The sequence below is a fragment of the Mesorhizobium sp. WSM4836 genome (assembly GCF_055811815.1).
In genome coordinates, this window is the sequence record NZ_JBVVQF010000001.1 from 1 (window position 1) to 25,108 (window position 25,108).

Consider the following 25,108-nt stretch of genomic DNA (forward strand, 5'->3'; position numbering starts at 1 on the left):
GCAATGCTTTCGTGAGCGTCGGCGGGCTCCGCGGGGCGGTGGGCTTGGGCGTCGATGAAATCGTCGCGGTGGCGGACTGTCTGCGCGAACAGAAAGCCGGCATAAAGCAGCACCGAAAGCACGCTGACGAAGCCAAGCTGAGCCGCCGAGAACGTGCCGGGATCGGTGGTTATCGTGTAGGTCGGCAGAATGAGCGTCATGACGCTGAGCGCGACCAGCACCGCCAGGTAGGCGCTGGTCCCTTGCCGGACGATCGCCTGCTTGCGATGCCGCCAGCCGCCAAGCGTGAGACACATGCCGACGACGCCGGTGGAGGTGATCATCACCGTCGAGAAGACGGATTCGCGGGCAAGCGTCGGGTTGTTCGCGCCATGCAGCATGATCGAAACGATGATCGACACCTCGATTGCCGTCACCGCAATGGTCAGCACCAACGTGCCGTACGGCTCGCCTACCCGCCTGGCCACCGCCTCGGCGTGGTCGAGCACCACGAAGATGGTGGTGAACATGATCGCGCTCGACAGCGCGCCGATAAATATCCTGGTGCCCAGCGACCCCTGGTCCACCGACACCCCGCTGGCCCTGACCGCGACCGCCATCGCCAACGCCGCCAACGGCATGCCGTAGGAAACCGCCGATCTTGCCAAACCACTCATTGTCATTCTTTTGCGTTCCAACCCGCAGGGAAGCTCGCGCGCTAGCCGGGCGTGTTGGCCTTGACGACCTTCTTGCATTCGGGCGTCAGCTCGCTCATGTGACCGGCCAGGCATTTGACGACGCGGCCGCCGCCCGGCAACACGCCCTTGCACAATTTTTGGTAATCTGCCTGGCAGGCCTCACGCTCTGCCGCCGTCTGCGCCAGCGCCGCGCTGGCTGCCAGCTGAGTTGCCAGGAAAAGCACGCTTAACCCAATCCGCATGGAACACCCCTCAATTGTTGCCCAAACAACGCCTCCGTCACGCATAGATACGAACGGAAGCCTTCTCACGCCGTCTTCTGCGTCACCAGTCCCAGTTCATCGATCATCGCCTGGCGCATCAGGAATTTCTGCGGCTTGCCGGTCACCGTCATCGGCAATTCGGTGCGGAAGCGGATGTAGCGCGGGATCTTGAAATGGGCGATCTGGCCGGCGCAGAAGGCCTTGATCTCCTGCTCGGTGGTGATCTGGCCGGGCTTGAGCACGATCCAGGCGCACAGCTCCTCGCCATATTTCGGGTCGGGAATGCCGAACACCTGCACCTCCTTGACCTTGGGGTGGCGATAGAGGAACTCCTCGACCTCGCGCGGATAGACGTTCTCGCCGCCGCGGATGACCATGTCCTTGACCCGGCCGACGATGTTGCAATAGCCCTCGGCATCGATGGTGGCGAGGTCGCCGGTGTGCATCCAGCCGTCGGCGTCGATGGCTTCGCTTGTCTTCTGCTCGTCGTCCCAATAGCTCTTCATCACGGAATAGCCGCGCGTGCAGAGTTCGCCCGGCGCGCCGACTGCGACGGTGGCGCCTTCGGCGTCGATGGCCTTGACCTCGACATGCGGATGGACGCGGCCGACCGTCGAGACGCGCTTTTCCAGGGGATCGTCGACGCTGCTCTGGAACGAGACCGGGCTGGTCTCGGTCATGCCATAGGCGATGGTCACCTCGGCCATATGCATCAGCGACACCACCTTCTTCATCACCTCGATCGGGCATGGCGAGCCGGCCATGATGCCGGTGCGCAGGCTGGTGAGATCGAAGGAGGCGAACTCCGGATGGTCGAGCAGGCCGACGAACATGGTCGGCACGCCGTAGAGCGCGGTGCAGCGTTCCGTTGCCACCGCCTTCAACGTGGCGCCGGCATCGAACCCCTCGCCCGGGAAAACCATGGTCGCGCCCTTGGTGACGCAGCCCATCGTGCCCATCGACATGCCGAAGCAGTGGTAGAGCGGCACCGGGATGCACAGCAGGTCGTCGACGGTGAGCCGGATCGCCGCAGTGACGAAATTGCCGTTGTTGACGATGTTGTTGTGGGTCAGCGTCGCGCCCTTCGGCGCGCCGGTCGTGCCCGAGGTGAACTGGATGTTGATGGCGTCGTCCGGTTTCAGCCCGTCGGAGATGCGGTCGAGCCTGTCATGCTCGTCGCGCCCGGCCATCGCCAGCACGTCGGCGAAGTTGAACATGCCCGCAGAACTCTCCTCGTCCATGCGGATGACGGTCTTCAACGCCGGCAGTCTGCTGGCTTCGAGCTTGCCCGGCTCGGCCTTGGCGATCTCCGGCGCCAGCGTCTCGATCATGCCCAGATAGTCGGAACTCCTGAATTTGGCGGCGGTGACCAGCGCTCGGCAAGCGACCTTGTTCAAGGCATATTCCAGCTCGACCAGCCGGTAGGCCGGGTTGATGTTGACCAGGATCAGGCCGATGCGGGCGGTGGCGAATTGCGTCACCAGCCATTCCCAGCGGTTCGGCGACCAGATGCCGACGCGGTCGCCTTTCTCAAGGCCGAGCACCAGGAAGCCGGCGGCCAGCGCATCGACCGTGTCCGAGAGTTCCTCCCAGGTAAAGCGCTTGTCCTGCTCGACGAACACGGCGGCATCGAGCGTGCCGTATTTGCCGACCGTATCGGCAAACAGCGCCGGGATGGTCAGGTTGAGCAGCGCCACGCTACGCTCGCCCGAGACATGCGCCGTGCCGTCGACCGGCGCAATGAACGAGCCGCCCTCGAGCTTGCCGCTCAGGCTGGTGGCATTCTTCAACTCGTCGAGATTGATCGGCATCGCCGTGTCCTCCGCAGACAGGCCGAGCCTATCAGCCCGGCGGGGTGGTGGAAATCCCGCCGATGGTGGGGCTGGGTGGGAACTCGCATGTCAGGGCCGAAAATAAAAAACCCGCCTCGGAGGGCGGGTCTTCGGGGCCAATTGGCACCATACCCAAATTAGTAGCATAGCTGCCGGCACAAAGCAAGAACAAAATTGCTGTACGTCAGGAAAATCGCTTCAGTTTGGCGCAGCTGCTTATCTCCCCCCTCGAGGGGGAGATGCCAAGTGGTGCCAAAAGAGGGCAGGCCAGAGGGGGTCGTCTCGCGTGGAGCTCCATCCTGTTCTGTCGGTCAGGAGAGTCGCGTCAAGACGTACCGACCCCCTCTGTCGCCTACAGCGACATCTCCCCCTCAAGGGGGGAGATTGGCCGCGAAGCCATCCTGGCCGCAATATCCCGCAACACCGCCTCGTCGGCCGCGGCCCGCATCTTCCTCGACGCGACGAGGCAAGCCTGCGAGCGCAGGATCACGCCATCGGCCAGCACTTTGAGATGGTTGGCGCGCAGCGTCGCGCCTGACGTGGTGATGTCGACGACGATATCGGCCAATCCGGCCGCCGGCGCGCCTTCGGTGGCGCCCAGGCTTTCGACGATGCGGTAGACCTGGATGCCGTGCTTTTGCGAAAAGAACTGCTGGGTCAGGCGCCAGTATTTGGTGGCGATCCTGAGCCGCCGGCCGTGGCGCTGGCGGAAATCGGCGGCGACGTCGTCGAGGTCGGCCATCGTATCGACGTCGAGCCAGATGTCGGGCACGGCGACGACGACATCGGCATTGCCGAAACCGAGGCGGGCGATGATTTCGGCGCGCGCCTCGCAGTCGGCGAGGTTTTCGCGCAGCAGATCCTCACCGGTAATGCCGAGATCGACCGAGCCCTGGCCGATCTCGCCGGCAATCTCGGAGGCCGACAGGAAGGCTATCTCGACGCCGTCCATGGCTTCGATGCGGGCGCGGTATTTGCGCTCATCGCCGGGCAGGCTGACGGCAAGCCCGGCCTTGGCCAGCACTTCCAGCGCCTGCTCCTTGAGCCGGCCTTTCGACGGCAGCGCCAGCGTGATCATGGCGCCGTCTCCCCCAGCGCCTCGATGCGGTCGAGCCAGACGGAAAAGCCGACGCCGGGGATCGGCGTTTTGGCGCCGAGCAGTGTCAGCAGCCGGTCGTAGCGGCCACCACCCGCCAACGGCCGCTCGCCGTCTTGCGCTGCGATCTCGAAAACGAGGCCGGTGTAATAATCGAGAGGGCGACCGAAGGCGGCGTCGTAGCGGATTTCAGACATCGGCAGGCCGAGGCTTTCGATCGCCGCGGCGCGGGCGGCAAAATTCTCCAGCGCGGTCCCCAGCGAGAGGCCGGCGTCGGCGGCAAAACGTTCGAGCGCCCCGGCGGCGCTATCGAGCGGCACGTCGATCGCCAGAAATGTCTTCAGCGCCGCAAATGCCTCGTTCGACAACCGTACGCTGCGCAGTTCGGCCTTCTCGATCAGGCGCCGCGCAATCTCGGATGGCGAACGCCCGGCCGTTGCCGACAGGCCGGCCTGTTCCATGCCGCCGGCGATATGCGCCGAAAGGCCGTCCAGATCGCCGTCGAGGACTAGGGCGGCGACCGGGCCGGCGAGCTGGCTGTTGCGCGGGGGATTGGCGAGGTCGGCAAGGGCGGCCTCCAGCATCGGTGCCGAGCCGAAGGCGCGGGCCAGCCGCATGCGCCAGCCGCGCGGCAGGCCAAGCGCTGCCAGCACCGCCTCGAAAATGGTCTGGTCGCCGAGCGTCACCGCCAGCTCCCGGCCGGGCAGCACCAGCGAAAGCAGCGCATGCGCATCGGCCAGCGAACGCGCGTCGGCAGCGGCCGTGTCGCGGTCGCCGAGATCCTCGATGCCGGCCTGGAAGAACTCGTTGCCGCCCTCGCGGCGCTGGCGAAACACCTCGCCGAGATAGGAATAGCGGCGCGGCGTGCCGGCCTGGCTGGCAATGTGGTCGAGGCAGACCGGAATGGTGAATTCCGGCCGCAGGCAAAGCGTCTGTCCGGTCTCGCTCTCGGTGAGGAAAATGCGGCGGCGCAGATCCTCGCCGGCCATGTCGAGGAACGGATCGGCCGGCTGCAGCACCGCGACCTCGACCGCATGGGTGTTGCGCGCGGTGAAGAGCTTGGTGATGTCGGCTGCGATGGCGGGATAGCGGGAGGTCATGAAGCGCCACCTCCCCTTCTCTCCCTGTGGGAGAAGGTGGATTGGCGCGTAGCGCCGAGACGGATGAGGGGTGCCGGAAGAAACGAGGCGTCGGCGTTCCCTGGAATACCCCTCATCCGACCGAGCTTCGCTCGGCCACCTTCTCCTACAAGGGGAGAAGGGAGCGGCGCCCTACTTGCCACGCGCCCGCTCCTCGGCCTGCGCCGCCAGTATCTTCTTCACCTCGGCAACCAGATTGCCTTCCGCCACGGTCACCTGCGCCGGCCGTGCGGCGCGCCATTCGGCGTTGTCGGCGATCTCGGCCGACATCTTCGCGCCTTCGATCAGGTCCTTGATCTGCAGCTCGCCCTTGGCGCGCTCGTCGCCGCCCTGGATGACGGCGACCGGGCTGCCGCGGCGGTCGGCATATTTGAGCTGCGCCTTCATGCCGGCGCCGCCGAGATACATTTCCGAGCGGATGCCGGCGGCGCGCAGCTCGGCCACCATCTTCTGGTAGCGGCCCAGGCTTTCCGTGTCCTTGTCCATGGTCAGCACGACGACCGGCGCGATGACGTCAGACGTGTCGAGCTTGCCGAGGTTCTTCAGCGCCGTCGTCAAGCGGGAGACGCCGATGGAGAAACCGGTCGCCGGCACCGGCTCGCCACGGAAGCGCGAGACCAGGCCGTCATAGCGGCCGCCGCCGCCGACCGAACCGAAGCGCACGATCTGGCCGTCCTCGTTGGGAATCTCGGCCAGCAGCTCGGCCTCATAGACCGGGCCGGTGTAATATTCGAGGCCGCGCACGACGGAGGGGTCGATGCGGATGCGATCCTCGCCGTAGCCGCTTTGCGCGACCATGGTTCTTATCTGCTCCAGCTCCGCAAGGCCGTCGACAAACGAAGCATTCGTGATGCCCAGATGTTCGAGTTTTCTTTCCTCGATAAGGTTGCTGAGACCGGGGTTGATGGATCCCAGTGTCTGGACAATCGGTTCCGGATCGTGCTGCGCCATGACTGTGAAATAGCTGATGACAACGTCGATTTGCGTCTTGTCCAGCCCGGCGCCCTTGGTGAAATCACCGCTCTCGTCCTTGCGCCCCGCGCCCAGAAGCAGGCGCACGCCCGCGACGCCAAGCTTGTCCAGCTTGTCGATGGCGCGCAGCACGGTCAGCCGGCGGCCGCCATTCTCGTCGCCGCCAAGGCCGATCGCCTCCAGCACGCCGTCGAGCACCTTGCGGTTGTTGACGCGCACGACGTAGTCGCCGCGCGCAATTCCCAGCGCCTCCATCACGTCGGCCATCATCATCGCCATCTCGGCATCGGCGGCGACGCCCGGCGTGCCGACCGTGTCGGCGTCGAACTGCATGAACTGGCGGAAGCGGCCGGGGCCGGGCTTCTCGTTGCGGAACACCCAGCCGGAGCGATAGCTGCGATAGGGTTTCGGCAGGCGCTCGAAATTTTCGGCGACAAAGCGCGCCATCGGCGCGGTCAGGTCGTAGCGCAGCGACAGCCATTGGTCGTCGTCGTCCTGGAAGGAGAACACGCCCTCGTTCGGCCGGTCCTGGTCGGGCAAAAATTTGCCGAGCGCATCGGTGTATTCGATCAGCGGCTGGTCGACCGGCTCGAAACCGTAGAGCTCGAAGACCGAGCGGATCGTCGCCATCATCTTCTCGACGGCGCGCAGATCGTCGGCGCCGCGGTCGACAAAGCCGCGCGGCAGGCGCGCTTTCATCTTTTCGGATTTGTCGGCCATGGGATGGGTACTTTGCTTAAGTAAACGATGACTTATTTCGGGTCGGCGTGTCCTACCGATGCAGCCCGGAGAAGGCAAGGGTTTGCGGCTTTTCCTGCTCCCCTTGCGCGACAAGGCAAGAAAAAGAGGCTGAAACAATTGCGCCACGCGCGCGGCATCGTGCCGACACAATCCGAGCCGATAAGCGCGCCGAAACAAGGGTTCGGGGCCATGGCCACGCTACAGAAGTTCGACATCATCGATAGCGGGGCTCGCGACGCCTCGGTCCGGCTGCGGCCGGCTGACAACAATGCGCCGACGGCGACGAAGCAAATCGCCGGACCGTTCGAGATCGCGGCGCAACAGCGCAGCGGGCCGAGCATGCGCGATGTTTTGATGACCGGTCTGCTGGTGATCTATCCGGTGTTCGCCGCGCTGGCTGCCATCCTCGCCGGGTTTTTCTTGGCCGGCGCCGGCGGCGCCTGAGCCGCTATTTCGGCCGCTTGAACGCTTTGCGCTCCGCCTCGACCGGCTCGCGGCAGACGCAGCCCTCGAGATGGTCGTTGACCAGCCCCATCGCCTGCATGAAGGCGTAGACGGTGGTCGGGCCGACAAAGCTCCAGCCGCGCTTCTTCAGCTCCTTCGAAATGCGGACCGAGACCGCCGTCGTCGGGTTGGCGCGCAGATGCGCGAGATCGACGATCTCGGGCCGCTCGTCGGGGCCGGGCTCGAACCTCCAGAACCATGCCGCCAGCGAGCCGGCCTCGTCGATGAGTTCGCGGGCGCGCTTGGCGTTGTTGATGGTCGAAACGATCTTGCCGCGATGGCGGATGATGCCGGCATTGCCGAGCAGGCGCTCGACATCGGCGTCGGTGAAGGCGGCGATCTTGTCGACATCGAAGCCGGCAAACGCCTCGCGGAAATTGTCGCGCTTGCGCAATATGGTCAGCCAGGACAGGCCCGACTGAAAACCTTCGAGGCAGATCTTTTCGAACAGCCGGCGATCGTCGGCGACCGGCCGGCTCCATTCATGGTCGTGGTAGTGCAGGTAGTCCGGCAGGTTGCCGTGCCAGAAGCAGCGGGCGATGCCGTCGGGGCCGGCAATCAGACCTGTCTTTTCGTCCATGGCGGAATTCCGTTCGTGTCTTGGCGTTAACGCGTTTTGACGCGGCCTTTACCGCGGCTTTACCAGATTCCTGAACCCGGCGGTAACCACACCAAAAGCTTTACTGACAGATCGGCATTTTACGCATTCCGATTCATGTTTCGGTTGCCGCTTCGCGCCCAATGTCGGCGAAATCGGGGAGGCTTTGCACCCCGGCATGTTCGACGATCAAGGTGCGTTGCGATGAAGATATTCTTGTTCCCACTGTTCGGCGCCGCGGCGGTGCTTGCGGCCGGCGCCGCCAATGCCAACGACCGCTATGTCGAGAGGCCGCCGGTGGTGGTCAGTCCCGACCTTTCGGCGCCCTGGGTGCTGCAGCTCGGCCATGCGCCGGGCATCGTGCGGCAGAGCCGGCTAGAGACGCAGCCGCAACGGCGCTACCGGCGGCTGGCCGAACCGGATCAGCTGCGCACCGCAGCGGTGCAGGCGCCGGCCAAGCGCATGGTGATGCGGCCGCAGATCGACCCGATCTATCTGCCGCAGGAAGTTGCGTATGACGGCCCGCAGAAGCCGGGCACCATCGTCATCGATACGCGAGAGAATTTCCTCTATCTCGTCGGGAAGAACGGCAAGGCGCGGCGCTACGGCGTCGGCACCGGCAAGCCGGGCTTCGAATGGTCCGGCACCCACAAGATCACCAACAAGCGCGTCTGGCCGGACTGGCGGCCGCCGGCGGTGATGATCGCCCGCGAAGCCGCCAAGGGCCGCTATCTGCCGACCTATCTCGCCGGCGGCATGGAAAACCCGCTCGGCGCGCGCGCGCTCTATCTCGGCTCGACCGAATACCGCATCCACGGCACCAACCAGCCCTGGACGATCGGCGGCGCGGTGTCATCGGGCTGCATCCGCATGCGAAACGAGGACGTGGTCGACCTTTACGAGCGGGTCAATGTTGGCACGACGGTTGTAGTGATGTAATCTGCGGTTGACCTCACCGATGATTCTGCTCAGAAGCGTCGGGAGTATTGAATAACGGGGGACGGGCCGCATGGGGATGCGGCCAGTCACGAGAGGGCAGCACGGCAAGCCGTGCTGCCCTTTTTGTTTCCGCCAATGCCAGCGAGAATCGAGGGGAAGATTTCGCCGGCACGTCGCGCGACCGGCATGGCGGTTCGCTTTTCGCGCTGCCTTTTCGCGGTTGCTTTGCTATGTGGCGGCTAAAATCCAGATAAAGGCCCCATCCCGATGTCCCTTTCCGACGACAGCCGCTATCTCAAGGGCGGCCCGGTTGCCCAACGCATCATCGCCGGCGTGCGCGAGGACGCGGCGATCGCCACCGCCGAAGGCTTTCCGCCCAAGCTGGTGTCGATCACCGTTGGCGACACCGCGGCGGTCGACGTCTATGTCCGCAACCAGCGCGCCAAGGCGGGGCTGGCCGGCATCGGCTTCGAGGAGCGTCGCTTTCCAGCCGACATCACCGCCGGCGAACTCGAGGCGGCGATCCACGGCCTGAACGCCGACCCGCGCGTCACCGGCATCATCATCCAGCGGCCAGTGCCGGTGCACATTCCGATCAAGACGCTGCAGGCGGCGGTGCATCCGCTCAAGGACGTCGAGGGCATGCACCCGGCCTCGATCGGCAACATCGTCTACAACCAGCTCGATCTGGCGCCCTGCACTGCCGCTGCCTCGGTCGAACTGCTCAGGGAAACCGGCCTCGACCTCAAGGGGCTCGAAGTGGTGGTCGTCGGCCATTCCGAGATCGTCGGCAAGCCGATCGCGTTCCTGCTTATGAGCGAAGGCGCGACGGTGACCGTCTGCCATCACATGACGCGTTCGGTGGCGGCACACGCACGCCGCGCCGATGCGCTGTTCGTCGCCGTCGGCAAGCCGCGGCTGATCAAGGCCGACATGGTCAAGCCGGGTGCGGCGGTCATCGACATCGGTATCAATTCGGAAATCGGGCCGGACGGCGAAAGCCGCATCGTCGGCGACGTCGATGCCGAGAGCGTCAGGCATGTCGCGTCGTGGATCACGCCGGTGCCGGGCGGCGTCGGCCCGATCACCGTGGCGATCCTGCTGCGCAACACCATGGTGGCGCTCAGCCGCCAGCGCGCCCGCTACCAGGCGACCTACGGCACGGCGGACAGACTGGCGGCGGAGTAAACCACCGTCGCATCACTCGGCCGCGATGACCACCCTGTCGTCTCGAACGCTTTCCGGCTTCGGCCCACCATAGGCCCAGTCGAGCAGCTTTATCGTATGCACCACCGGCAGCTTGGCTGCGGAGGCGATCTGGGTGATGCAGCCGATATTGCCTGTGACGACGATTTCAGCACCGGTCGCTTCGATATTCCTGACCTTGCGGTCGCGCAGTGTCGCCGAAATCTCGGGCTGCAGGATATTGTAGGTGCCGGCCGAACCGCAGCACAGATGCCCCTCGCGCGGCTCGCGCACGACGAAGCCGGCACGGGTCAAGAGTTCCTTCGGCTGGCGGGTGATCTTCTGGCCGTGCTGCATCGAGCAGGCCGAGTGATAGGCGACGACCGTGCCCGGCCTGCGTACCGGCTCCGGCGGGTCGAGGCTTGCCAGATACTCGGTGATGTCCCTGGCCAGCGCCGACACGCGCGCGGCCTTTTCGGCATAGGCCGGATCGAGGCGCAGCATGAAGCCGTAATCCTTGATGGTGGTGCCGCAGCCGGATGCGGTGATGACGATGGCATCGAGTCCACCCTGCTCGATGGCGCGCGTCCAGGCGTCGACGTTCCGTCGGGCCGACGCCAAGGCAGCGTCCTCGCGTCCCATGTGATGCACCAGCGCCCCGCAGCAGCCCTCGCCCTCGGGCAGCACGACCTCGACGCCAAGCCGTGTCAGCAGCGAAATCGCCGTGTCGTTGATGCCGGGATCGAGCACGGATTGCGCGCAGCCGGTGAGGATGGCGACGCGGCCATTTTGCTTCGCGCCCTGCCCGGCATGGACTCCCGACGAGGCCATCGGCGAGACTGCCGGGACCGACGCCGGTGCGAGCCTCAACATGGCGGCCAAGGGCCTCAATGTCGGAATTTTCTCAAACAGGCCGGCGAATGGCTGGCCGAGCTTCGCCAGCTTGAGCGCCGCACGGAAGCGCGAGGGATAGGGCAGCACGAAGGCCAGCATGGCGCGGGTCAGACGATCGGCCAGCGGACGCCTGTAGGTCTCCTCGATATGCGCGCGGGCGTGGTCGACCAGATGCATGTAGTTGACGCCCGACGGACAGGTTGTCATGCAGGCGAGGCAGGACAGGCAGCGGTCGATATGGGTGACAATCTCCTTGTCGGCGGGGCGACCGTTCTCCAGCATGTCCTTGATCAGGTAGATCCGCCCACGCGGCGAATCCAGTTCGTTGCCGAGCGTCACATAGGTCGGGCAGGTGGCGATGCAGAAGCCGCAATGCACGCATTTGCGCAGGATCTTTTCCGATTCCGCGACATGCGGATCGGCAAGCTGGGCAAGCGAGAAGGAGGTCTGCACGTAAACGAGTCCTTACCGTTTGAGCATGATCTTTTCCCAAAACCGGTACCCACTTTTGGGGATCATGCTCATAATCCCAGGAACCAGCTTTCCGGGTTCTTGACCGGCTCGCCGCGCTGCAGCGCCTGCAGGCCGAGTATGCAGCGGGCGATGAACCAGACGGCGACTGCGAACATCAGCACAACGCCGATAGCCACCATCATCAGCACCATGGAGATCAGCGCGTAGAGCAGGCCGATCCAGAAGGTGCGGATCAGGAATGTGTAATGGCTCTCGACGAAGCCGCCGGCCTTGCCGTGGTTGATATAGGCCAGGACGATGCCGACAAGGCCGGTGACGCCGATGACGAGGCCGGCGAGATAGAGGATGTAGATGACCAGTGCGTTGGTCGGGCCGGGCTCGAGCCAGCGGTCGGTCTGGCGCGGTGCGGGCCTGTCTGAATCGGTCGGGCCTGGATCGCTCATTGTGCTCCTCCCTCGGTTGCCGGGGCGAGAATAGCAGAGCTTGCAAGCGGCGTCATACGGCCGGGATTGAGGATATTCTTCGGGTCGAATTCAGCTTTGAGCCGCGCCGATAAGGCTGCCAACTGCGGCGCTTGCGGTTCGAACACGGGTATCGCAGCGCGGTGCGCAGGGGTTGCGCGCGCCAGCGTCGCATGGCCGCCGCCATGCTTTCTGATCAAGCCGCGCAACAGGCCGGCCTCGGGATCGTCCTGCTGCATGCGCAGCCAGATCAGCCCGCCCTGCCAATCGTAGAAGGCATCGACCGCGGCCTGCATGCGCAGCGCCAGCACCATAAGGTGGCCCTGCGACGGCGCCATCGAGACGCGCCACACCGGCCTTTCGCTGCCATCGGCGAACGGCGCGCAGTCGCGGATATCGCGCCAGACCGAATACGAGACCGAACCGGAAATCTCCTGCAGCGGCCCGGCGTTTTTCAGCAGGTCTTTAAGCGCGGCGATGCGGTAGGCGACCGACGGGCCGAAACCCTCGATACGCAGCAGCGTCGCCGCATCGCTGCCGAGACTGCCACCGGCGACCCGCGCGGCAACCCGCTCGGGAAGATGGGCAGCACTCGACACTTCGGCGCTGGAACCCAACGCCATCGCCATGGCGGCGGCGGCATGATCGTCGAGCAGGCCGCGGATAGCGAGCGTGACTTCGGTCTCGGCTGAAGGCAGCACCTTAAAGGTGACGTCGGTGAACACCGCCAGCGTGCCCCAGCTGTTGGCCATCAGCTTCGAGAGGTCGTAGCCGGTGACATTCTTGACGACGCGGCCGCCCGACTTGAAAGCCTCGCTGCGCCCGGAAACGGCCGCTATGCCGAGAATATGGTCGCGCGCAGCCCCGGCCTTCAGCCGGCGCGGCCCGGAAAGGTTCGCGGCAAGCACGCCGCCGATTGTGCCGTTCCCCGGTTCGCCGCCGAGCAGCGGGCCATAGTCCATCGGTTCGAAGGCCAGTTGCTGGCCGTTTTCGGCAAGCAGGTTTTCGATCTCGGCCAGCGGCGTGCCGGCTTTCGCCGACAGCACCAGTTCGGCCGGCTCATAGAGTGTGACGCCGGAGAGTTTGGAAAGGTCGAGCGTATGCTCGGTTTGCTGCGGACGGCCAATGCCGCGCTTGGAGCCGTGGCCGAGGATTTCGAGCGGCGAGTCTTCCGCCGCTGCCCAGGCGATGGTGGAGAGGGTTTCGGCGGCGGTTGAGGGGGTGAAGGTGGTCATGCGCTGGCGCCGCCGATAAAAACGCCGCGATCCTTCGCGCCCCCCTCTGTCCTGCCGGACATCTCCCCCACTTGGGGGGAGATCGGCAGGTTCGCCGCTGGCGCTCGTTCAGCAACGTTGGCGATTGGCGAAAGCGAAAATGACGGCCAATCTCCCCCCTCGTGGGGGAGATGTCCGGCAGGACAGAGGGGGGCGCGAAGGAACGCCGACGTTGAGAAGCGAAGCATCCCTCAAAACCTCGGAATGTCCGGAAATGCCACCTGCCCGCGATGCACGTGCATCCGCCCGAGTTCGGCGCATCGCCTCAATTGCGGGAAGACTTTGCCGGGATTCAAAAGATGGTTGGGGTCGAAGGCGCATTTGACGCGCATCTGCTGGTCGAGGTCGATCCGATTGAACATTTCCGGCATCAGGTCGCGCTTCTCGATGCCGACCCCGTGCTCGCCGGTCAGCACGCCGCCGACCTTGACGCAGAGCCGCAATATGTCGGCGCCGAAGTTTTCCGCCTTGTCGAGTTCGCCGGGCACATTGGCATCATAGAGGATCAGCGGGTGCAGATTGCCGTCGCCGGCGTGGAAGACATTGGCGACGCCGAGCCCGTATTTCTCCGACAGTTCGCGCATGCCGGCGAGCACGCGCGGCAGTTCCTTGCGCGGGATGGTGCCGTCCATGCAGTAATAGTCGGGCGAGATGCGGCCGACCGCCGGGAAAGCCGCCTTGCGGCCGGCCCAGAAACTCAGCCGCTCCTGCTCCGACTGCGAAATGCGGCATGTGGTCGAGCCGTTCGTATAGGCGATGGCTTCGACAAGGCCGATCAGATGGTCGACTTCGACACCCGGCCCGTCCAGCTCGACGATCAGCAGCGCCTCGACATCGAGCGGATAGCCGGCGTGGACGAAATCCTCGGCGGCGTGGATGGCCGGGCGGTCCATCATCTCCATGCCGCCCGGGATGATGCCGGCGCCAATGATGTCGGCGACGCATTGGCCGGCCTGCTCGCTGGTCGGGAAGCCGATGAGCAGGGCACGCGCAGTCTCCGGCTTCTTCAGGATGCGCACGGTGACCTCGGTGACGACACCGAGCAGTCCTTCGGAGCCGGTCATGACGCCGAGCAGGTCATAGCCTTCCGCGTCGAGATGGCTGCCGCCGAGGCGCACCACCTCGCCATTCATCAGCACCATCTCGATGCCGAGCACATTGTTGGCGGTGAGACCGTATTTCAGACAGTGCACGCCGCCGGAATTTTCCGCGACATTGCCGCCGATCGAGCAGGCGATCTGGGAGGATGGATCGGGGGCGTAATAAAAGCCCTCTTGCTCGACTGCAGTGGTGATGCCGAGATTGGTGACGCCGGGCTGGGCGACGACGACGCGGTTCTGAAAATCGATCTCGAGGATGCGGTTGAAGCGGCTCATCACCAGCAGCACCGCGTCCTCCAGCGGCAGCGCGCCGCCGGACAGCGAGGTGCCGGAGCCGCGTGGCACGACGCGGATGTTGCGGTCGCTGCAATATTTCAGCACGCGCGAAACCTGCGCCACGGTTTGCGGCAGGACAACGACCAGCGGCAATTGCCGGTAGGCGGTGAGCCCGTCGCTCTCGAAGGCGCGCATTGCATTGGCGGCGTCGACGACGCCCTCGCCCGGCACGATGATGCGCATATCGGCGACGATCTCGTTGCGCCGGCGCAGCGTGGCGTCGTCTGGTTTCGGCATGGCAAGGCCGGACATCGACAGCCTCCTTCGAGCGACTGGTAAAGATCTTTTACCAGCGACGGCGGTCGGTTGCAAACACCGCTTTGGCCGGGATGGGAGGCCTATGGCCGGGACAGCGCTCCGCAGCGGCAATCTGCCGCTGCGCGCCCCACACTACTCGCCCGGCTGCTTGCCCGGTTCGGAGTGCAGGCGGCGGACGCGGCGCACGCCCCACCAGACGAGCAGGACGGCGAGCGGCACCGAGGCGGCGGTGACCATTTCTGGCGCAAAGGCGTGGCCGAAGATCGAGGCGCCCTTGGCTACGTAGCCGATGAGGCCGACGACATAGTAGGAGACGGCGGCGACCGAGAGCCCCTCCACCGTCTGCTGCAGCCGTAATTGCAGGCGCGCGCGATTGTTCATCGACGCCAAAAGATCGCGGTTCTGTTTCTCGACCTCGACGTCGACCCAGGTGCGCAGCAGCGTGGTGGCACGGGTGAGCTTCGTCGACAGGTTGGCCTGACGCTCCTCGACCGAACGGCAGGTACGCATCGCCGGCGCCACGCGGCGCTGCAGAAAACCGCCCCAGGTGTCGTAGCCGGGCACCGCCTCTTCCTCGAGCGCCTCCAGCCGTTCGCGGACGATGCCGTCATAGGCGCGGCTGGCGCCGAAGCGGTAGAGGCTGGAGGCGGCATCGGCTTCCAGCTCGGCGGCCAGTTCGGTCAAGTCGGCAAGTAGCGTCTGGCTGTCCCGGGTCTCGGCGACCTTCATTTCCAACGTGGTCTGAGCCAGCCTGTCTTCGATGCGGCGGGCGCGGCCGGACAGCGTCAGCGCCAGCGGCAGGCCGAGCATGGCCAGCGTGCGGTAAGTTTCGATATCGATCAGCCGCTGCGACAATGCCCCGGTGCGCGCCGGCGTCAGGCCGCGGTCGAGCACCAGCATGCGGGTCAACCCGTCGCCATCCTGACGGAAATCGGTGACGATGGCCGCGTTGCCACGCTCGACCAGCGAATAGCACAGGCTGGTCGGGTCGAAACCGGCGATCAGTTTTTCGTTCGCCGGCGTCCATTCGCGGATTTCCAGCCTGATGCCGGAAATCACCGTGCCCGGCGGCGAAAACCCGTTGCCGAAGGGTGTGTCTTCTTGCCCCCTGCCGTTTTCGGCGAGCGGCCCTTCCCAGAGATAGGTCGAGAACTCCGTGTGCCGTTCCCAGCGCAGCGAGCCCTTGCCCCATTTCATCGCGTGGTGGCGGGCGTGAGGGTCGGGCGCGGCGATGCCGAGGCGTCGCGACAATTCGGAAAGCACGGCCTGATCGACCCCGGATCCAGCTTCGGTCATAAACGAAAGTTGCACCAGCACGCGCGGGTTTTCGACCAGCGGGTGCGGCCGGGCGTGAACCTCGCCAAGCGCGCCGGGGCGATCTTCATGCGCCGGAAAGCCCATGACGCTACCGCCCACTGCTTTGGCGCGCAGCTGGAATTCGAGCTTGAACGGGTCGGCGTCTGGCACGGCTGGTCCCCCAGGCTTCTCTGGGCCCTTTGGCAATGATGTCGCTCTGGAGCGGTTCATCGTTTCAGAAACGCCGAACCGCTCTATCTCTTTGATTCTGCGCAATTCCGGACGGAAGACCGTTTCACGCTTTCCTGGAATTGCTCTAGAGGCAATCTCCAGAGGACGCAAACACCCAGTTTTAGCTCAAGGTGATATGAGGCCGCGGCTCTGAAACCGGCCCGGCCCCTGGGAAAATTGGATAAATAATTTGACCAGTTGGCGAGGCTGGCTTTATCTTGCGCGACATCGGTTCAACCCCCAGGCATTCCGTTTGAGCGACATTTTCTCCCGGATCGAGCATTCGCGCACCGCCGACGAGGTGGTGCAGCAGATCGAGAGCCTGATCCTCGAAGGCGTCCTGCGCACCGGCGACCGGTTGCCGGGCGAGCGCGAGCTGGCGCGCCAGTTCGAGGTGTCGCGGCCGATCCTGCGCGATGCCTTGAAAGCCTTGGAAGGGCGCGGGCTGCTGACGACACGGCCCGGCGGCGGCACCCATGTCGCCGATGTCATCGGCCAGCTGTTCACCAAGCCGGTGACCGACCTGATCTCGATGCATCGCAAGGCGGTGACCGACTATCTGGAGTACCGCCGCGAGATCGAGGCGGTGGCGGCGGAATATGCGGCGCGGCGCGCAACATCGGACGATCTGGCGCTGCTCGACCGCATCATGGCACGCATGGACGAGGCGCACCGGACCGGCAATTTCGACGACGAGGCGGAAATCGACGTCGAGTTCCACCACGCGATTTGCGAATGCGCGCACAACATCATCCTGCTGCACACGCTGCGCTCCTGCTATCGGCTGCTGTCGGAAGGCGTGTTCCAGAACCGGCGGCTGGTGTTCAGCGTGCCGGGCGCGCGCGAGGCGCTCCTTTCGCAGCACCGGGCAATCTACACGGCGGTCAAGGCCGGCGATCCGGCCGCGGCGCGGCAGGCGGCGATGGACCACATCTCTTATGTCGAACGGTCGATGGCCGAGGCCGAGCGCAGCGGCGACTGGCAGCGCGTGTCGCGGCTGAGGCTCAGGCAGCGCTCCGAGCCCGGCGACGGCGAGGCGGCAAGAAAACAGCCGTAGGCACCGGCCAGAAAATTCAACGACGGACCAGCGAAGAACCACCGGAAAAAGATCCATGAGCAGCATTCTCACCATCGCCGACCTCAAGGACCTCGCGCGCCGCCGCGTGCCGAAGATGTTCTTCGACTACGCCGATTCCGGCGCCTGGACCGAAAGCACCTACCGGGCCAACGAAGAGGATTTCGAGAAGATCAAGTTCCGCCAGCGCGTGCTTGTCGACATGGACAACCGCTCACTGGAATCGACCATGATCGGCGAGAAGGTGACGATGCCGGTGGCGCTGGCGCCGACCGGCATGACCGGCATGCAGCACCCGAACGGCGAGATGCTGGCGGCGCAGGCGGCGGAAGAATTCGGCGTGCCGTTCACGCTGTCGACCATGAGCATCTGCTCGATCGAGGATGTCGCATCGGTGACCAGGAAGCCGTTCTGGTTCCAGCTCTACGTGCTGCGCGACAAGGACTTCGTCTTCGATCTGATCGACCGCGCAAAAGCGGCGAAATGTTCGGCGCTGGTGCTGACGCTCGACCTGCAGATCCTCGGCCAGCGCCACAAGGATATTCGCAACGGGCTTTCGGCGCCGCCGCGAATGACGCCGAAGCACATCTGGCAGATGGCGACAAGGCCGCGCTGGTGCGTCGGCATGGCCGGCACCAAGCGCCGGAGCTTCCGCAACATCGTCGGCCATGCCAAGGGCGTCGGCGACCTCGCCTCGCTGTCGTCGTGGACGAAGGAGCAGTTCGATCCGCATCTGTCCTGGAAGGACGTCGCCTGGATCAAGGAGCGCTGGGGCGGCAAGCTGATCCTGAAAGGCATACTCGACAAGGAAGATGCGCTGATGGCGGCCAAAACGGGCGCCGACGCGATCATCGTATCCAACCATGGCGGCCGCCAGCTCGACGGCGCCTCGTCATCGATCATGGCGCTTGAAGAGATCGCCGATGCCGTCGGCGACACGATCGAGGTGCATATGGACGGCGGCATCCGCTCCGGCCAAGACGTGCTCAAGGCACTGTGCCTCGGCGCCAAGGGCACCTATATCGGCCGGCCTTTCCTGTACGGCCTCGGCGCACTCGGCAAGGAAGGAGTGACCAAGGCGCTGGAAATCATCCGCAAGGAGATGGACATAACGCTGGCACTGTGCGGAAAGCGTCTGGTCACTGACATGGGCAAGGATCAGCTTCGGCGCTAAAGTCCCGTGACGGCATGATCACGGAGGCGACGCAGGCATTGACGGAGCCCGGTATCAGTTTCTACGAGGCGCGCGGACCGCAAGGCATGCGCCTTTACGCGATCGGCGACGTGCACGGCCGGCTCGATTTGCTGACCGCCATGCACCGGCGGATCGAGGCGGAGCTCAGTCAAAGGCCGTCGACCGATTGGCGCGTGATCCATCTCGGCGACTATGTCGACCGGGGCCCCGACTCCAGGGGCGTCATCGATTTCCTGATCGACGCGCAAAAACGCGATCCGCGTCAGCTGATGCTGGCCGGAAATCATGATCTCGGCTTCCTCGATTTTCTCGATGTTCCCGACCCGGACGGGCTGTTCATGCGCTATGGCGGCATCCAGACGGCGCTATCCTACGGCGTGTCACTCGGTGGGAGCAGCGCCTGGTTTGGCCGCGCCGATGCGGCATTGCGGCAAGGGCACGCCGCACTGGTCGAAGCGGTGCCGCAGAACCATGTCGAGTTCCTGCGCTCGCTGCCCTTCTCAGTGACTTTCGGCGACTTCTTCTTCTGCCATGCCGGCATCCGGCCCGGCGTTGCGCTGGAAAGCCAGAGCCTGCAGGACCTGATCTGGATCCGCGAGGTCTTCCACGATCACACCGGTCTTCATCCCAAGATCGTGGTGCACGGCCATACGCCGGTGCCCAAGGCCGAGATCACCGGCAATCGCGTCAATGTCGACACACTCGCCTGGCAGTCGGGCAACCTCACAGCGCTCGTCGTGGACGGCGCCGACAAGCATATCCTGGTCGTATCAGGTGAGAGGGCTTAGGGAAGGCGTGGGTTATGAGCAGAGGGCCTAGCGAAGTGCGGCGGTGACGCCGTAGCCGTCGACGGCATTGTGGTTGTTGGCCGCGTCGGCGGAATAAATGCCGAGGCCACACAAGACGATAGCCGACAACATCACAAAGGACAAAAAGGCTGCTTTCACGGACGTCATCTCTTGTTGAGCTTCCTGCATCTATGCACGAGCGGGTTACCAATGCGTTGAAACGCAAAATACGTCGCAAATGTCTGACGGTTTCGCGCTTCTAGGCATGTTCTGTATCGGCGGTGTGTCGCGCGGGTCACAGGAAAGGTTCATCGCGGTTGCACGCCAGATGCAGAGCGGGCGCCTTTTAGGCTGGCGGACAGACACAGGCCAAGGATGAAACGCGTTGTACCCGGAGGATTTGCCGCCGCGTGCCAAATATGCAACGTCGCCAAATACGTTGACTGTATGAGCCGTCAGATCGTCGCCACCCAGGCGCGGGCGATGGCCAGGCCGGCGGCATCGGCTTGCGGTCCGTTGCGGGCCATTTCATCGTCGAGCCGGACGGCCCATTCAGGATGCCGCTCGGCGATCAGCGGCGCGAAGGACGTGCTCCAGTCGCGAACCATCGGCCGGTCGGCCTCGAAATGAAACTGGAAGCCGTAGACCGCGCGGCCGATGCGGAACGCCTGGTTCTCGGCGACGGCATTGCCGGCCAGCCGCACGGCAGTCCCGGGCAAGACAAAGGTGTCGTCGTGCCATTGGAAGATCGGGAATTTTTCAGGCAAGGCGGCGAGCACCGGATCGGCCTGCGCCGCCGCGGCAAGCGCGACCTCGTGCCAGCCGAATTCCGAGGCACCGCCTATCAGGTTCTCGCCGCCAAAGGCGCGCGCGACCAACTGGCTGCCGAGGCAGATGCCGAGCACCGCGCGATCCCTTTCGGCAAAGTCGCGCGTCAGATCGAGCAGGCCCGGAAAATAAGGACAGAGCTCGTCGTCCAGCGCATTCTGGGCACCGCCGAGCACCACCATGGCGTCGTGCCCGCCGCAATCTTGCGGCAGCGCGTCGCCGCGATAGGGCCGGCGCAGGTCGATATCGGCGCCCGCCTCGACAAGGGCCGCGCCGATCTGGCCAAGGCCCTCATTGTCGAAGTTCTGGACAACCAAGACCCGCATCGAAACCTGCTGACATGAAATTGATGCAGCGAGCGATATCATGGCGCCAGCATTGCAGCCAACAGGGAACGCCTATGCCACTGCAAAACCGGGTCGATCCGTTCGGCGCCATCCATGCCGTGCCGGAGCGCGGCCTGTTCATGGGCAATCGCGGCATCATTCACGACCCCGAGGCGAGAACGCTGTTGAAGAAGCGCTGGGCGCTGCAAGCCTGGATCATCTGCGTCTGCGAATACGGCGACGTGCGGCGCGAGCCGATGGGGCGCAACCGGCAAAGCGACGATCAATTGGGCGGCAAGGCCGGCTGGACCGAGCTGTTTTTCCTCGACGAGGTGACGGCGCTGGCGGCCGGGCACCGGCCCTGCTTCTTCTGCCGGCGCCAGCGGGCCAGGGATTTTGTCCGGCGCTTCGGCGACGCCTTCGGCATTGCCGAGCCACGCGCGCCGCAGCTCGACAAGCGCCTGCACAAGGAGCGCCTGGCCTCGGGCGGACAGGCGCCGAGACTGAAACCGGAGGCGCTTGCGGACTTGCCTGACGGCACGATGATCTCGGCAGGAAACAGGGCATACGCCCTGTTTGATGGCGCCGCCCTGCCCTGGAGTTTCGGCGGCTATGGCGAACCGGTGGGATTCGATAGCTTTGCCGGCCGCCCGCTCGGCCTGCTCACGCCGGCGACAACTGTTTCGGTGCTAAGGCATGGCTACCAGCCCGTCTGGCATCCTTCCGCCGAGGCTTGACGCCGAGGGTGACGTTGCCGCATTCCTCGGCGATGCGCGCCAATTACAAGATGCAGCGGCTGTTCGTGCCGGACGGGCTTGGACCGGACATCGAGTTCGACGTCGGCCCGCGGCAGAGCCATTATCTCTCGCATGTGCTGCGGCTTGGAGAAGGCGCCGAAATACTGGTCTTCAACGGCCGCGACGGCGAATGGTCGGCGGCAATCGCCGCGAAATCGAAGAAAGCTGTACGCCTGAAGGTGCTGGCATTGCAGCGCCCGCAGCCGCCGGTGTCCGATCTCGTCTATTGCTTCGCGCCGCTGAAGCAAGGACGGCTCGACTACCTCGTGCAAAAGGCAGTGGAGATGGGCGCCGGCATCCTGCAGCCGGTCATCACGCAGCATACGCAAGTGGCACGACCCGGCATCGAGCGTCTACGCGCCAATGTCGTCGAGGCCGCCGAACAATGCGGCATATTGGCGGTGCCGGAGCTGCGCGAGGCGGAAAAATTCGAGCGCCTGCTCAGCAACTGGGACCGAGAGCGGCGGCTGATCTTCTGCGACGAGGACGCATCGACCAACAATCCCCTGCCGGCGTTGCAGGCGATGCGGGAGAGCAAGCTCGGCCTGCTGGTCGGACCGGAGGGCGGCTTTTCCGACGAGGAACGCAGGATGCTGAGAGCGCTGCCCTTCGTTACCGCCATTCCGCTCGGGCCGCGTATCCTTCGCGCGGATACGGCGGCGGTGGCGGCACTGGCGCTGATCCAGACGACAATCGGCGATTGGTGATCAATTCCCGTTACCCTCTGGCTCAGGATTTTTCGCTTGATCGGCTACTGACATTTCGTCCATCTAGCGCCGGCGGTGGCCGCGCGTCCTTTCGGGCGCGCAAAGGACGCTGTAAGATATTGATTGGGCACATGATCCTTTCCGAAAGTCGAAGCCGGTTTTCGGGGTCATGTGCGGAGGGCTATTATGGCGCGCGATACTACCGATTTCCGGCCGATCGAAGACGTCGACGAACTCGTCGAGCATCTGGCCGAAGGCAACAAGCCGCGCGACAAATGGCGCATCGGCACCGAGCACGAGAAATTCCCGTTCTATGTCGACGGCAATGCGCCGGTGCCCTATGGCGGCGAGCGCGGCATCCGCGCCATCCTCGAAGGCATGCAGGACAAACTTGGCTGGGACCCGATCATGGATGCCGGCCGCATCATCGGCCTGGTGGAGCCGACCGGCCAGGGCGCGATCTCGCTGGAGCCAGGCGGCCAGTTCGAGCTGTCCGGCGCGCCGCTGGAGACGATCCACCAGACCTGCCGCGAAGGCAATGCGCATCTGGCGCAGGTGCGCGAGATCGCCGAACCGATGGGCATTCGTTTTCTCGGCCTTGGCGGCAGCCCGAAATGGTCGCTGGCGGAGACGCCGAAGATGCCGAAATCGCGCTACGAGATCATGACCCGCTACATGCCCAAGGTCGGCACCAAGGGCCTCGATATGATGTACCGGACCTGCACGATCCAGGTGAACCTCGACTTCGAAAGCGAAGCCGACATGCGCCGCAAGATGCAGGTGTCGCTGAAGCTGCAGCCGCTGTCGACGGCGCTGTTCGCCAACTCGCCCTTCACCGAAAGCCGGCCGAACGGCTTGCAGAGCTGGCGCGGCGAGATCTGGCGCGACACCGACAATCAGCGCTCCGGCCTGCTCGACTTCTGCTTCTCGCCCGATTTCGGCTTTGCCGATTATGTCGAATGGGCGCTCGACGTGCCGATGTATTTCGTCATCCGCGACGGCCAATACCACGACATGACGCACATCACCTTCCGCCAGTTCATGGCAGGTGCTGCCCGCAACGAATTGCCGGACGGGCTGCCGACGATGGGCGACTGGGCGAATCATCTGTCGACGCTGTTCCCCGACGTGCGGCTGAAGCGCTTTCTCGAAATGCGCGGCGCCGATGGCGGGCCGTGGCGGCGCATCTGCGCGCTGCCGGCCTTCTGGGTCGGGCTGCTTTACGATGCGGCTGCGCTCGACGCGGCCGAGGCGCTGACTTCCAGTTGGAGTTATGACGAAGTGCTGGCAATGCGCAACGCGGTGCCGGAACAGGGTATTTCGGCGCCCTTCCGCAATACGACGTTGCGCGAGATCGCCCGCGACGTGCTCGTCATCTCGCGCATGGGACTGAAGAACCGTGGCCGCAGGAACCGCGACGGCTATGACGAGACCTCGTTCCTCAACACGCTGGACGAGGTCGTCGCGCGCGGCACGACCAGCGCCGAAGAGATGCTGTCGGCCTACCACACACGCTGGGGCGGCTCGATCGAGCCGGTGTTCATGGAATACGCGTATTAACGCTTCGCTATCCGCTTGGCCGATGGTTCGGCAAATTCGCTTCAATCAGTAATGGAAACGAACTAGGCTTCTCCAACGAGGATTTTCCCGGAGGAGAAAACGATGCCTTCCTTGTTCGATATTCTGGCACAGGCCCAGAACGGCAACGGCATGCAGGCGCTGGCCCAGCAGTTCGGGCTGTCGCAGCAGCAGACGCAGGCGGCGGTCGCGGCGCTGCTGCCGGCCTTTTCGCACGGACTGAAGCGCAACACGTCCGATCCTTATGGGCTCGGCTCCTTCATGACGGCGATGGCCAGCGGCGAGCACGCCAAATATTTCGAGGATGCAAGCCGGGCCTTCTCGCCGCAGGGCCTCGATGAAGGCAACGGCATTCTCGGCCATTTGTTTGGCTCGAAGGACCTGTCGCGCGCAGTCGCCAGCCAGGCCGCGCAGGCGAGCGGCGTCAGCCAGCAGGTGTTGCAGCAGATGCTGCCGGCAATCGCCTCGATGATGATGGGCGGATTGTTCAAGCAGACCACCAACCAGCTAGGCGGGCAGATGCATGCGGCAGGCGCTGGCGGCAACCCGCTCGGCGAGCTCATCGAGCAGATGATGCGGCAGGCTGGCGGCGGCGGCCAGGCGCCGGCGCCCCAGCCTGCAGGCCCCATGGACAATCCGCTCGGCAAGGTGCTGCAGGATATGTTCGGCGGCGCACAGCAGCCGCAACAGACGCAGAGCCCTTACGGCGACAACCCGCTCGGCAAGGTTTTGCAGGACATGTTCGGCGGCGGCACGCAACAGCCGCAGAGCCAGCCGCAGCAGACACAGAACCCTTATGGTGACAATCCGCTGGGCAAAGTGCTGCAGGACATGTTCGGCGGTGGCGCACCGCAGTCTCAGCCGCGTCAGGCGCCGCAGCAACCCCAGGCGCCGCAGCCGCAGGCCAATCCGAGCGGCAGGCCGAGAAATCCGTTCGACGACCTGTTCGGCAAGATGTTCGAGACAGGCGCCCAGCAGCGCGACGCCTACCAGAAGGGCATGGAGTCGATCTTCGACCAGTTCAAGCAGGGCATGGGCCGGCGGTAGACTAGACACCGGCGTCCAATCATCAGTGCCGCCCAAAAAAGAAAGCCCGGTCCTGGGAGGACCGGGCAGCGCGCAGGCTGGCCGGGGGGATCCGGCAGGGAGTGGGGAGCCTGCGTAACTTGGTGGCGCGTGCCTGAAAAAGGTTCAACGCGCCTGAACGGCGAAACGCGCGGTCACACCACTTTGCGGGCTATATCCTCGATCGTTTCGGCGCGCTCGACCGCGATAACGCGAAGCCTTTCGGTCGGATCGCGGCCAAAGGGTACACCGACGGCGACGTGCAGGTCGGCGCGGGTCAGGCCGATGTCGGCGAGCTCGGCATCCGACATTTCGCCGAGGCGATAAAAGGCGCGGCGGTTTTTCCAGGCGCGGTAAACATTGGCAGCGGCATTGGCCACGCGCGTCGCAACGGCCGGACGCGAAGTGATGCGCGAGGTCTCGGTAGCGAAATCAAACGTAGCCATGTCGGTCTCCTTCACATTCGAACGGGCGAAACC

25 protein-coding genes are annotated in these 25,108 nt (G+C 64.7%); 10 read left to right on the forward strand and 15 right to left on the reverse strand.

Features of this window, described 5'->3' with window-relative positions; genetic code table 11:
- From AC0L2P_RS00005 to hisS, 6 genes are all read right to left on the reverse strand, one after another.
- Positions 1-509 (reverse strand): calcium:cation antiporter (locus tag AC0L2P_RS00005; protein WP_473499007.1); only part of this gene is annotated, 509 nt, incomplete at its 3' end.
- A 188-nt stretch (positions 510-697) separates the two neighbouring features.
- The gene (locus AC0L2P_RS00010; protein ID WP_473499009.1) at positions 698-919 is read right to left on the reverse strand and encodes a cysteine rich repeat-containing protein; all 222 of its coding nucleotides are present in this window, start codon (positions 917-919) and stop codon (positions 698-700) included.
- A 65-nt stretch (positions 920-984) separates the two neighbouring features.
- On the reverse strand, positions 985-2,751 hold the full coding sequence (locus tag AC0L2P_RS00015; protein WP_473499011.1) for an AMP-binding protein: 1,767 nt from the start codon (positions 2,749-2,751) through the stop codon (positions 985-987).
- Positions 2,752-3,124: 373 nt separating this feature from the next.
- Positions 3,125-3,850, reverse strand: a complete 726-nt coding sequence (hisG, locus tag AC0L2P_RS00020; RefSeq protein ID WP_473499013.1) for an ATP phosphoribosyltransferase — start codon at positions 3,848-3,850, stop codon at positions 3,125-3,127.
- Positions 3,847-4,968, reverse strand: a complete 1,122-nt coding sequence (locus AC0L2P_RS00025; RefSeq protein ID WP_473499014.1) for an ATP phosphoribosyltransferase regulatory subunit — start codon at positions 4,966-4,968, stop codon at positions 3,847-3,849. Before AC0L2P_RS00025 ends, hisG begins: the two co-directional genes overlap by 4 nt.
- Positions 4,969-5,139: 171 nt before the next feature.
- Complete coding sequence (hisS, locus tag AC0L2P_RS00030) at positions 5,140-6,699, reverse strand: histidine--tRNA ligase (RefSeq protein WP_473499016.1); 1,560 nt, start codon at positions 6,697-6,699, stop codon at positions 5,140-5,142.
- A 210-nt stretch (positions 6,700-6,909) separates the two neighbouring features.
- Here hisS and AC0L2P_RS00035 point away from each other — a divergent pair, with 210 nt between their 5' ends.
- On the forward strand, positions 6,910-7,164 hold the full coding sequence (locus tag AC0L2P_RS00035; protein WP_473499018.1) for a hypothetical protein: 255 nt from the start codon (positions 6,910-6,912) through the stop codon (positions 7,162-7,164).
- Between the two features lie 4 nt (positions 7,165-7,168).
- On the opposite strand, the gene AC0L2P_RS00040 is transcribed toward AC0L2P_RS00035, so the two are convergent.
- Positions 7,169-7,804: a DNA-3-methyladenine glycosylase I gene (locus AC0L2P_RS00040; protein ID WP_473499020.1), complete on the reverse strand. Its 636-nt coding sequence runs from the start codon at positions 7,802-7,804 to the stop codon at positions 7,169-7,171.
- Between the two features lie 222 nt (positions 7,805-8,026).
- Here AC0L2P_RS00040 and AC0L2P_RS00045 point away from each other — a divergent pair, with 222 nt between their 5' ends.
- The gene (locus tag AC0L2P_RS00045; RefSeq protein ID WP_473499022.1) at positions 8,027-8,761 is read left to right on the forward strand and encodes a L,D-transpeptidase; all 735 of its coding nucleotides are present in this window, start codon (positions 8,027-8,029) and stop codon (positions 8,759-8,761) included.
- A gap of 267 nt (positions 8,762-9,028) precedes the next feature.
- The gene (locus tag AC0L2P_RS00050) at positions 9,029-9,949 is read left to right on the forward strand and encodes a bifunctional 5,10-methylenetetrahydrofolate dehydrogenase/5,10-methenyltetrahydrofolate cyclohydrolase (RefSeq protein ID WP_473499024.1); all 921 of its coding nucleotides are present in this window, start codon (positions 9,029-9,031) and stop codon (positions 9,947-9,949) included.
- 12 nt (positions 9,950-9,961) lie between these two features.
- Here AC0L2P_RS00050 and glcF read toward each other — a convergent pair whose 3' ends face one another.
- The 5 genes from glcF to AC0L2P_RS00075 form a co-directional block, all read right to left on the reverse strand.
- On the reverse strand, positions 9,962-11,293 hold the full coding sequence (glcF, locus tag AC0L2P_RS00055) for a glycolate oxidase subunit GlcF (protein WP_473499026.1): 1,332 nt from the start codon (positions 11,291-11,293) through the stop codon (positions 9,962-9,964).
- Between the two features lie 68 nt (positions 11,294-11,361).
- The gene (locus AC0L2P_RS00060; protein WP_473499028.1) at positions 11,362-11,757 is read right to left on the reverse strand and encodes a DUF4870 family protein; all 396 of its coding nucleotides are present in this window, start codon (positions 11,755-11,757) and stop codon (positions 11,362-11,364) included.
- A complete protein-coding gene (locus tag AC0L2P_RS00065; RefSeq protein ID WP_473499030.1) occupies positions 11,754-13,010 on the reverse strand; it encodes an FAD-binding protein in 1,257 nt (418 codons plus the stop codon). Before AC0L2P_RS00065 ends, AC0L2P_RS00060 begins: the two co-directional genes overlap by 4 nt.
- A 230-nt stretch (positions 13,011-13,240) precedes the next feature.
- Positions 13,241-14,737 (reverse strand): FAD-linked oxidase C-terminal domain-containing protein, encoded by a 1,497-nt coding sequence (locus AC0L2P_RS00070; protein WP_473499032.1) that lies wholly within the window; start codon positions 14,735-14,737, stop codon positions 13,241-13,243.
- A 138-nt stretch (positions 14,738-14,875) separates the two neighbouring features.
- Positions 14,876-16,210, reverse strand: coding sequence for a DUF3422 family protein (locus AC0L2P_RS00075; protein WP_473499034.1), 1,335 nt, complete (start codon positions 16,208-16,210; stop codon positions 14,876-14,878).
- Positions 16,211-16,523: 313 nt separating this feature from the next.
- On the opposite strand from AC0L2P_RS00075, the gene AC0L2P_RS00080 reads away from it, so the two are divergent.
- Genes AC0L2P_RS00080 through AC0L2P_RS00090 form a run of 3 tightly spaced genes read left to right on the forward strand, consistent with a single transcriptional unit; the run spans position 16,524 to position 19,328 of the window.
- Positions 16,524-17,327, forward strand: coding sequence for a FadR/GntR family transcriptional regulator (locus AC0L2P_RS00080; RefSeq protein WP_352465016.1), 804 nt, complete (start codon positions 16,524-16,526; stop codon positions 17,325-17,327).
- 55 nt (positions 17,328-17,382) lie between these two features.
- Positions 17,383-18,519 carry an alpha-hydroxy acid oxidase gene (locus AC0L2P_RS00085; RefSeq protein WP_473499035.1) on the forward strand — a complete coding sequence of 379 codons (1,137 nt, stop codon included), beginning with the start codon at positions 17,383-17,385 and terminating at the stop codon, positions 18,517-18,519.
- Between the two features lie 38 nt (positions 18,520-18,557).
- Positions 18,558-19,328 carry a metallophosphoesterase family protein gene (locus AC0L2P_RS00090; RefSeq protein ID WP_473499632.1) on the forward strand — a complete coding sequence of 257 codons (771 nt, stop codon included), beginning with the start codon at positions 18,558-18,560 and terminating at the stop codon, positions 19,326-19,328.
- A 27-nt stretch (positions 19,329-19,355) separates the two neighbouring features.
- On the opposite strand, the gene AC0L2P_RS00095 is transcribed toward AC0L2P_RS00090, so the two are convergent.
- Positions 19,356-19,496, reverse strand: coding sequence for a hypothetical protein (locus AC0L2P_RS00095; RefSeq protein ID WP_473499651.1), 141 nt, complete (start codon positions 19,494-19,496; stop codon positions 19,356-19,358).
- A 287-nt stretch (positions 19,497-19,783) separates the two neighbouring features.
- Complete coding sequence (locus tag AC0L2P_RS00100) at positions 19,784-20,482, reverse strand: type 1 glutamine amidotransferase (protein WP_473499037.1); 699 nt, start codon at positions 20,480-20,482, stop codon at positions 19,784-19,786.
- 74 nt (positions 20,483-20,556) lie between these two features.
- Between AC0L2P_RS00100 and AC0L2P_RS00105 the strand changes: the two genes are divergently transcribed.
- The 4 genes from AC0L2P_RS00105 (at position 20,557) to AC0L2P_RS00120 (ending at position 24,611) form a co-directional block, all read left to right on the forward strand.
- A complete protein-coding gene (locus AC0L2P_RS00105) occupies positions 20,557-21,219 on the forward strand; it encodes a hypothetical protein (protein ID WP_473499039.1) in 663 nt (220 codons plus the stop codon).
- A 32-nt stretch (positions 21,220-21,251) separates the two neighbouring features.
- A complete protein-coding gene (locus AC0L2P_RS00110) occupies positions 21,252-21,986 on the forward strand; it encodes a 16S rRNA (uracil(1498)-N(3))-methyltransferase (RefSeq protein WP_473499633.1) in 735 nt (244 codons plus the stop codon).
- Positions 21,987-22,172: 186 nt separating this feature from the next.
- The gene (locus AC0L2P_RS00115) at positions 22,173-23,546 is read left to right on the forward strand and encodes a glutamate--cysteine ligase (protein WP_473499041.1); all 1,374 of its coding nucleotides are present in this window, start codon (positions 22,173-22,175) and stop codon (positions 23,544-23,546) included.
- A 102-nt stretch (positions 23,547-23,648) separates the two neighbouring features.
- Positions 23,649-24,611: a DUF937 domain-containing protein gene (locus AC0L2P_RS00120; RefSeq protein ID WP_473499043.1), complete on the forward strand. Its 963-nt coding sequence runs from the start codon at positions 23,649-23,651 to the stop codon at positions 24,609-24,611.
- A 173-nt stretch (positions 24,612-24,784) separates the two neighbouring features.
- On the opposite strand, the gene AC0L2P_RS00125 is transcribed toward AC0L2P_RS00120, so the two are convergent.
- Positions 24,785-25,075: a DUF1127 domain-containing protein gene (locus AC0L2P_RS00125; protein WP_352616701.1), complete on the reverse strand. Its 291-nt coding sequence runs from the start codon at positions 25,073-25,075 to the stop codon at positions 24,785-24,787.
- Positions 25,076-25,108 lie beyond the last annotated feature (33 nt).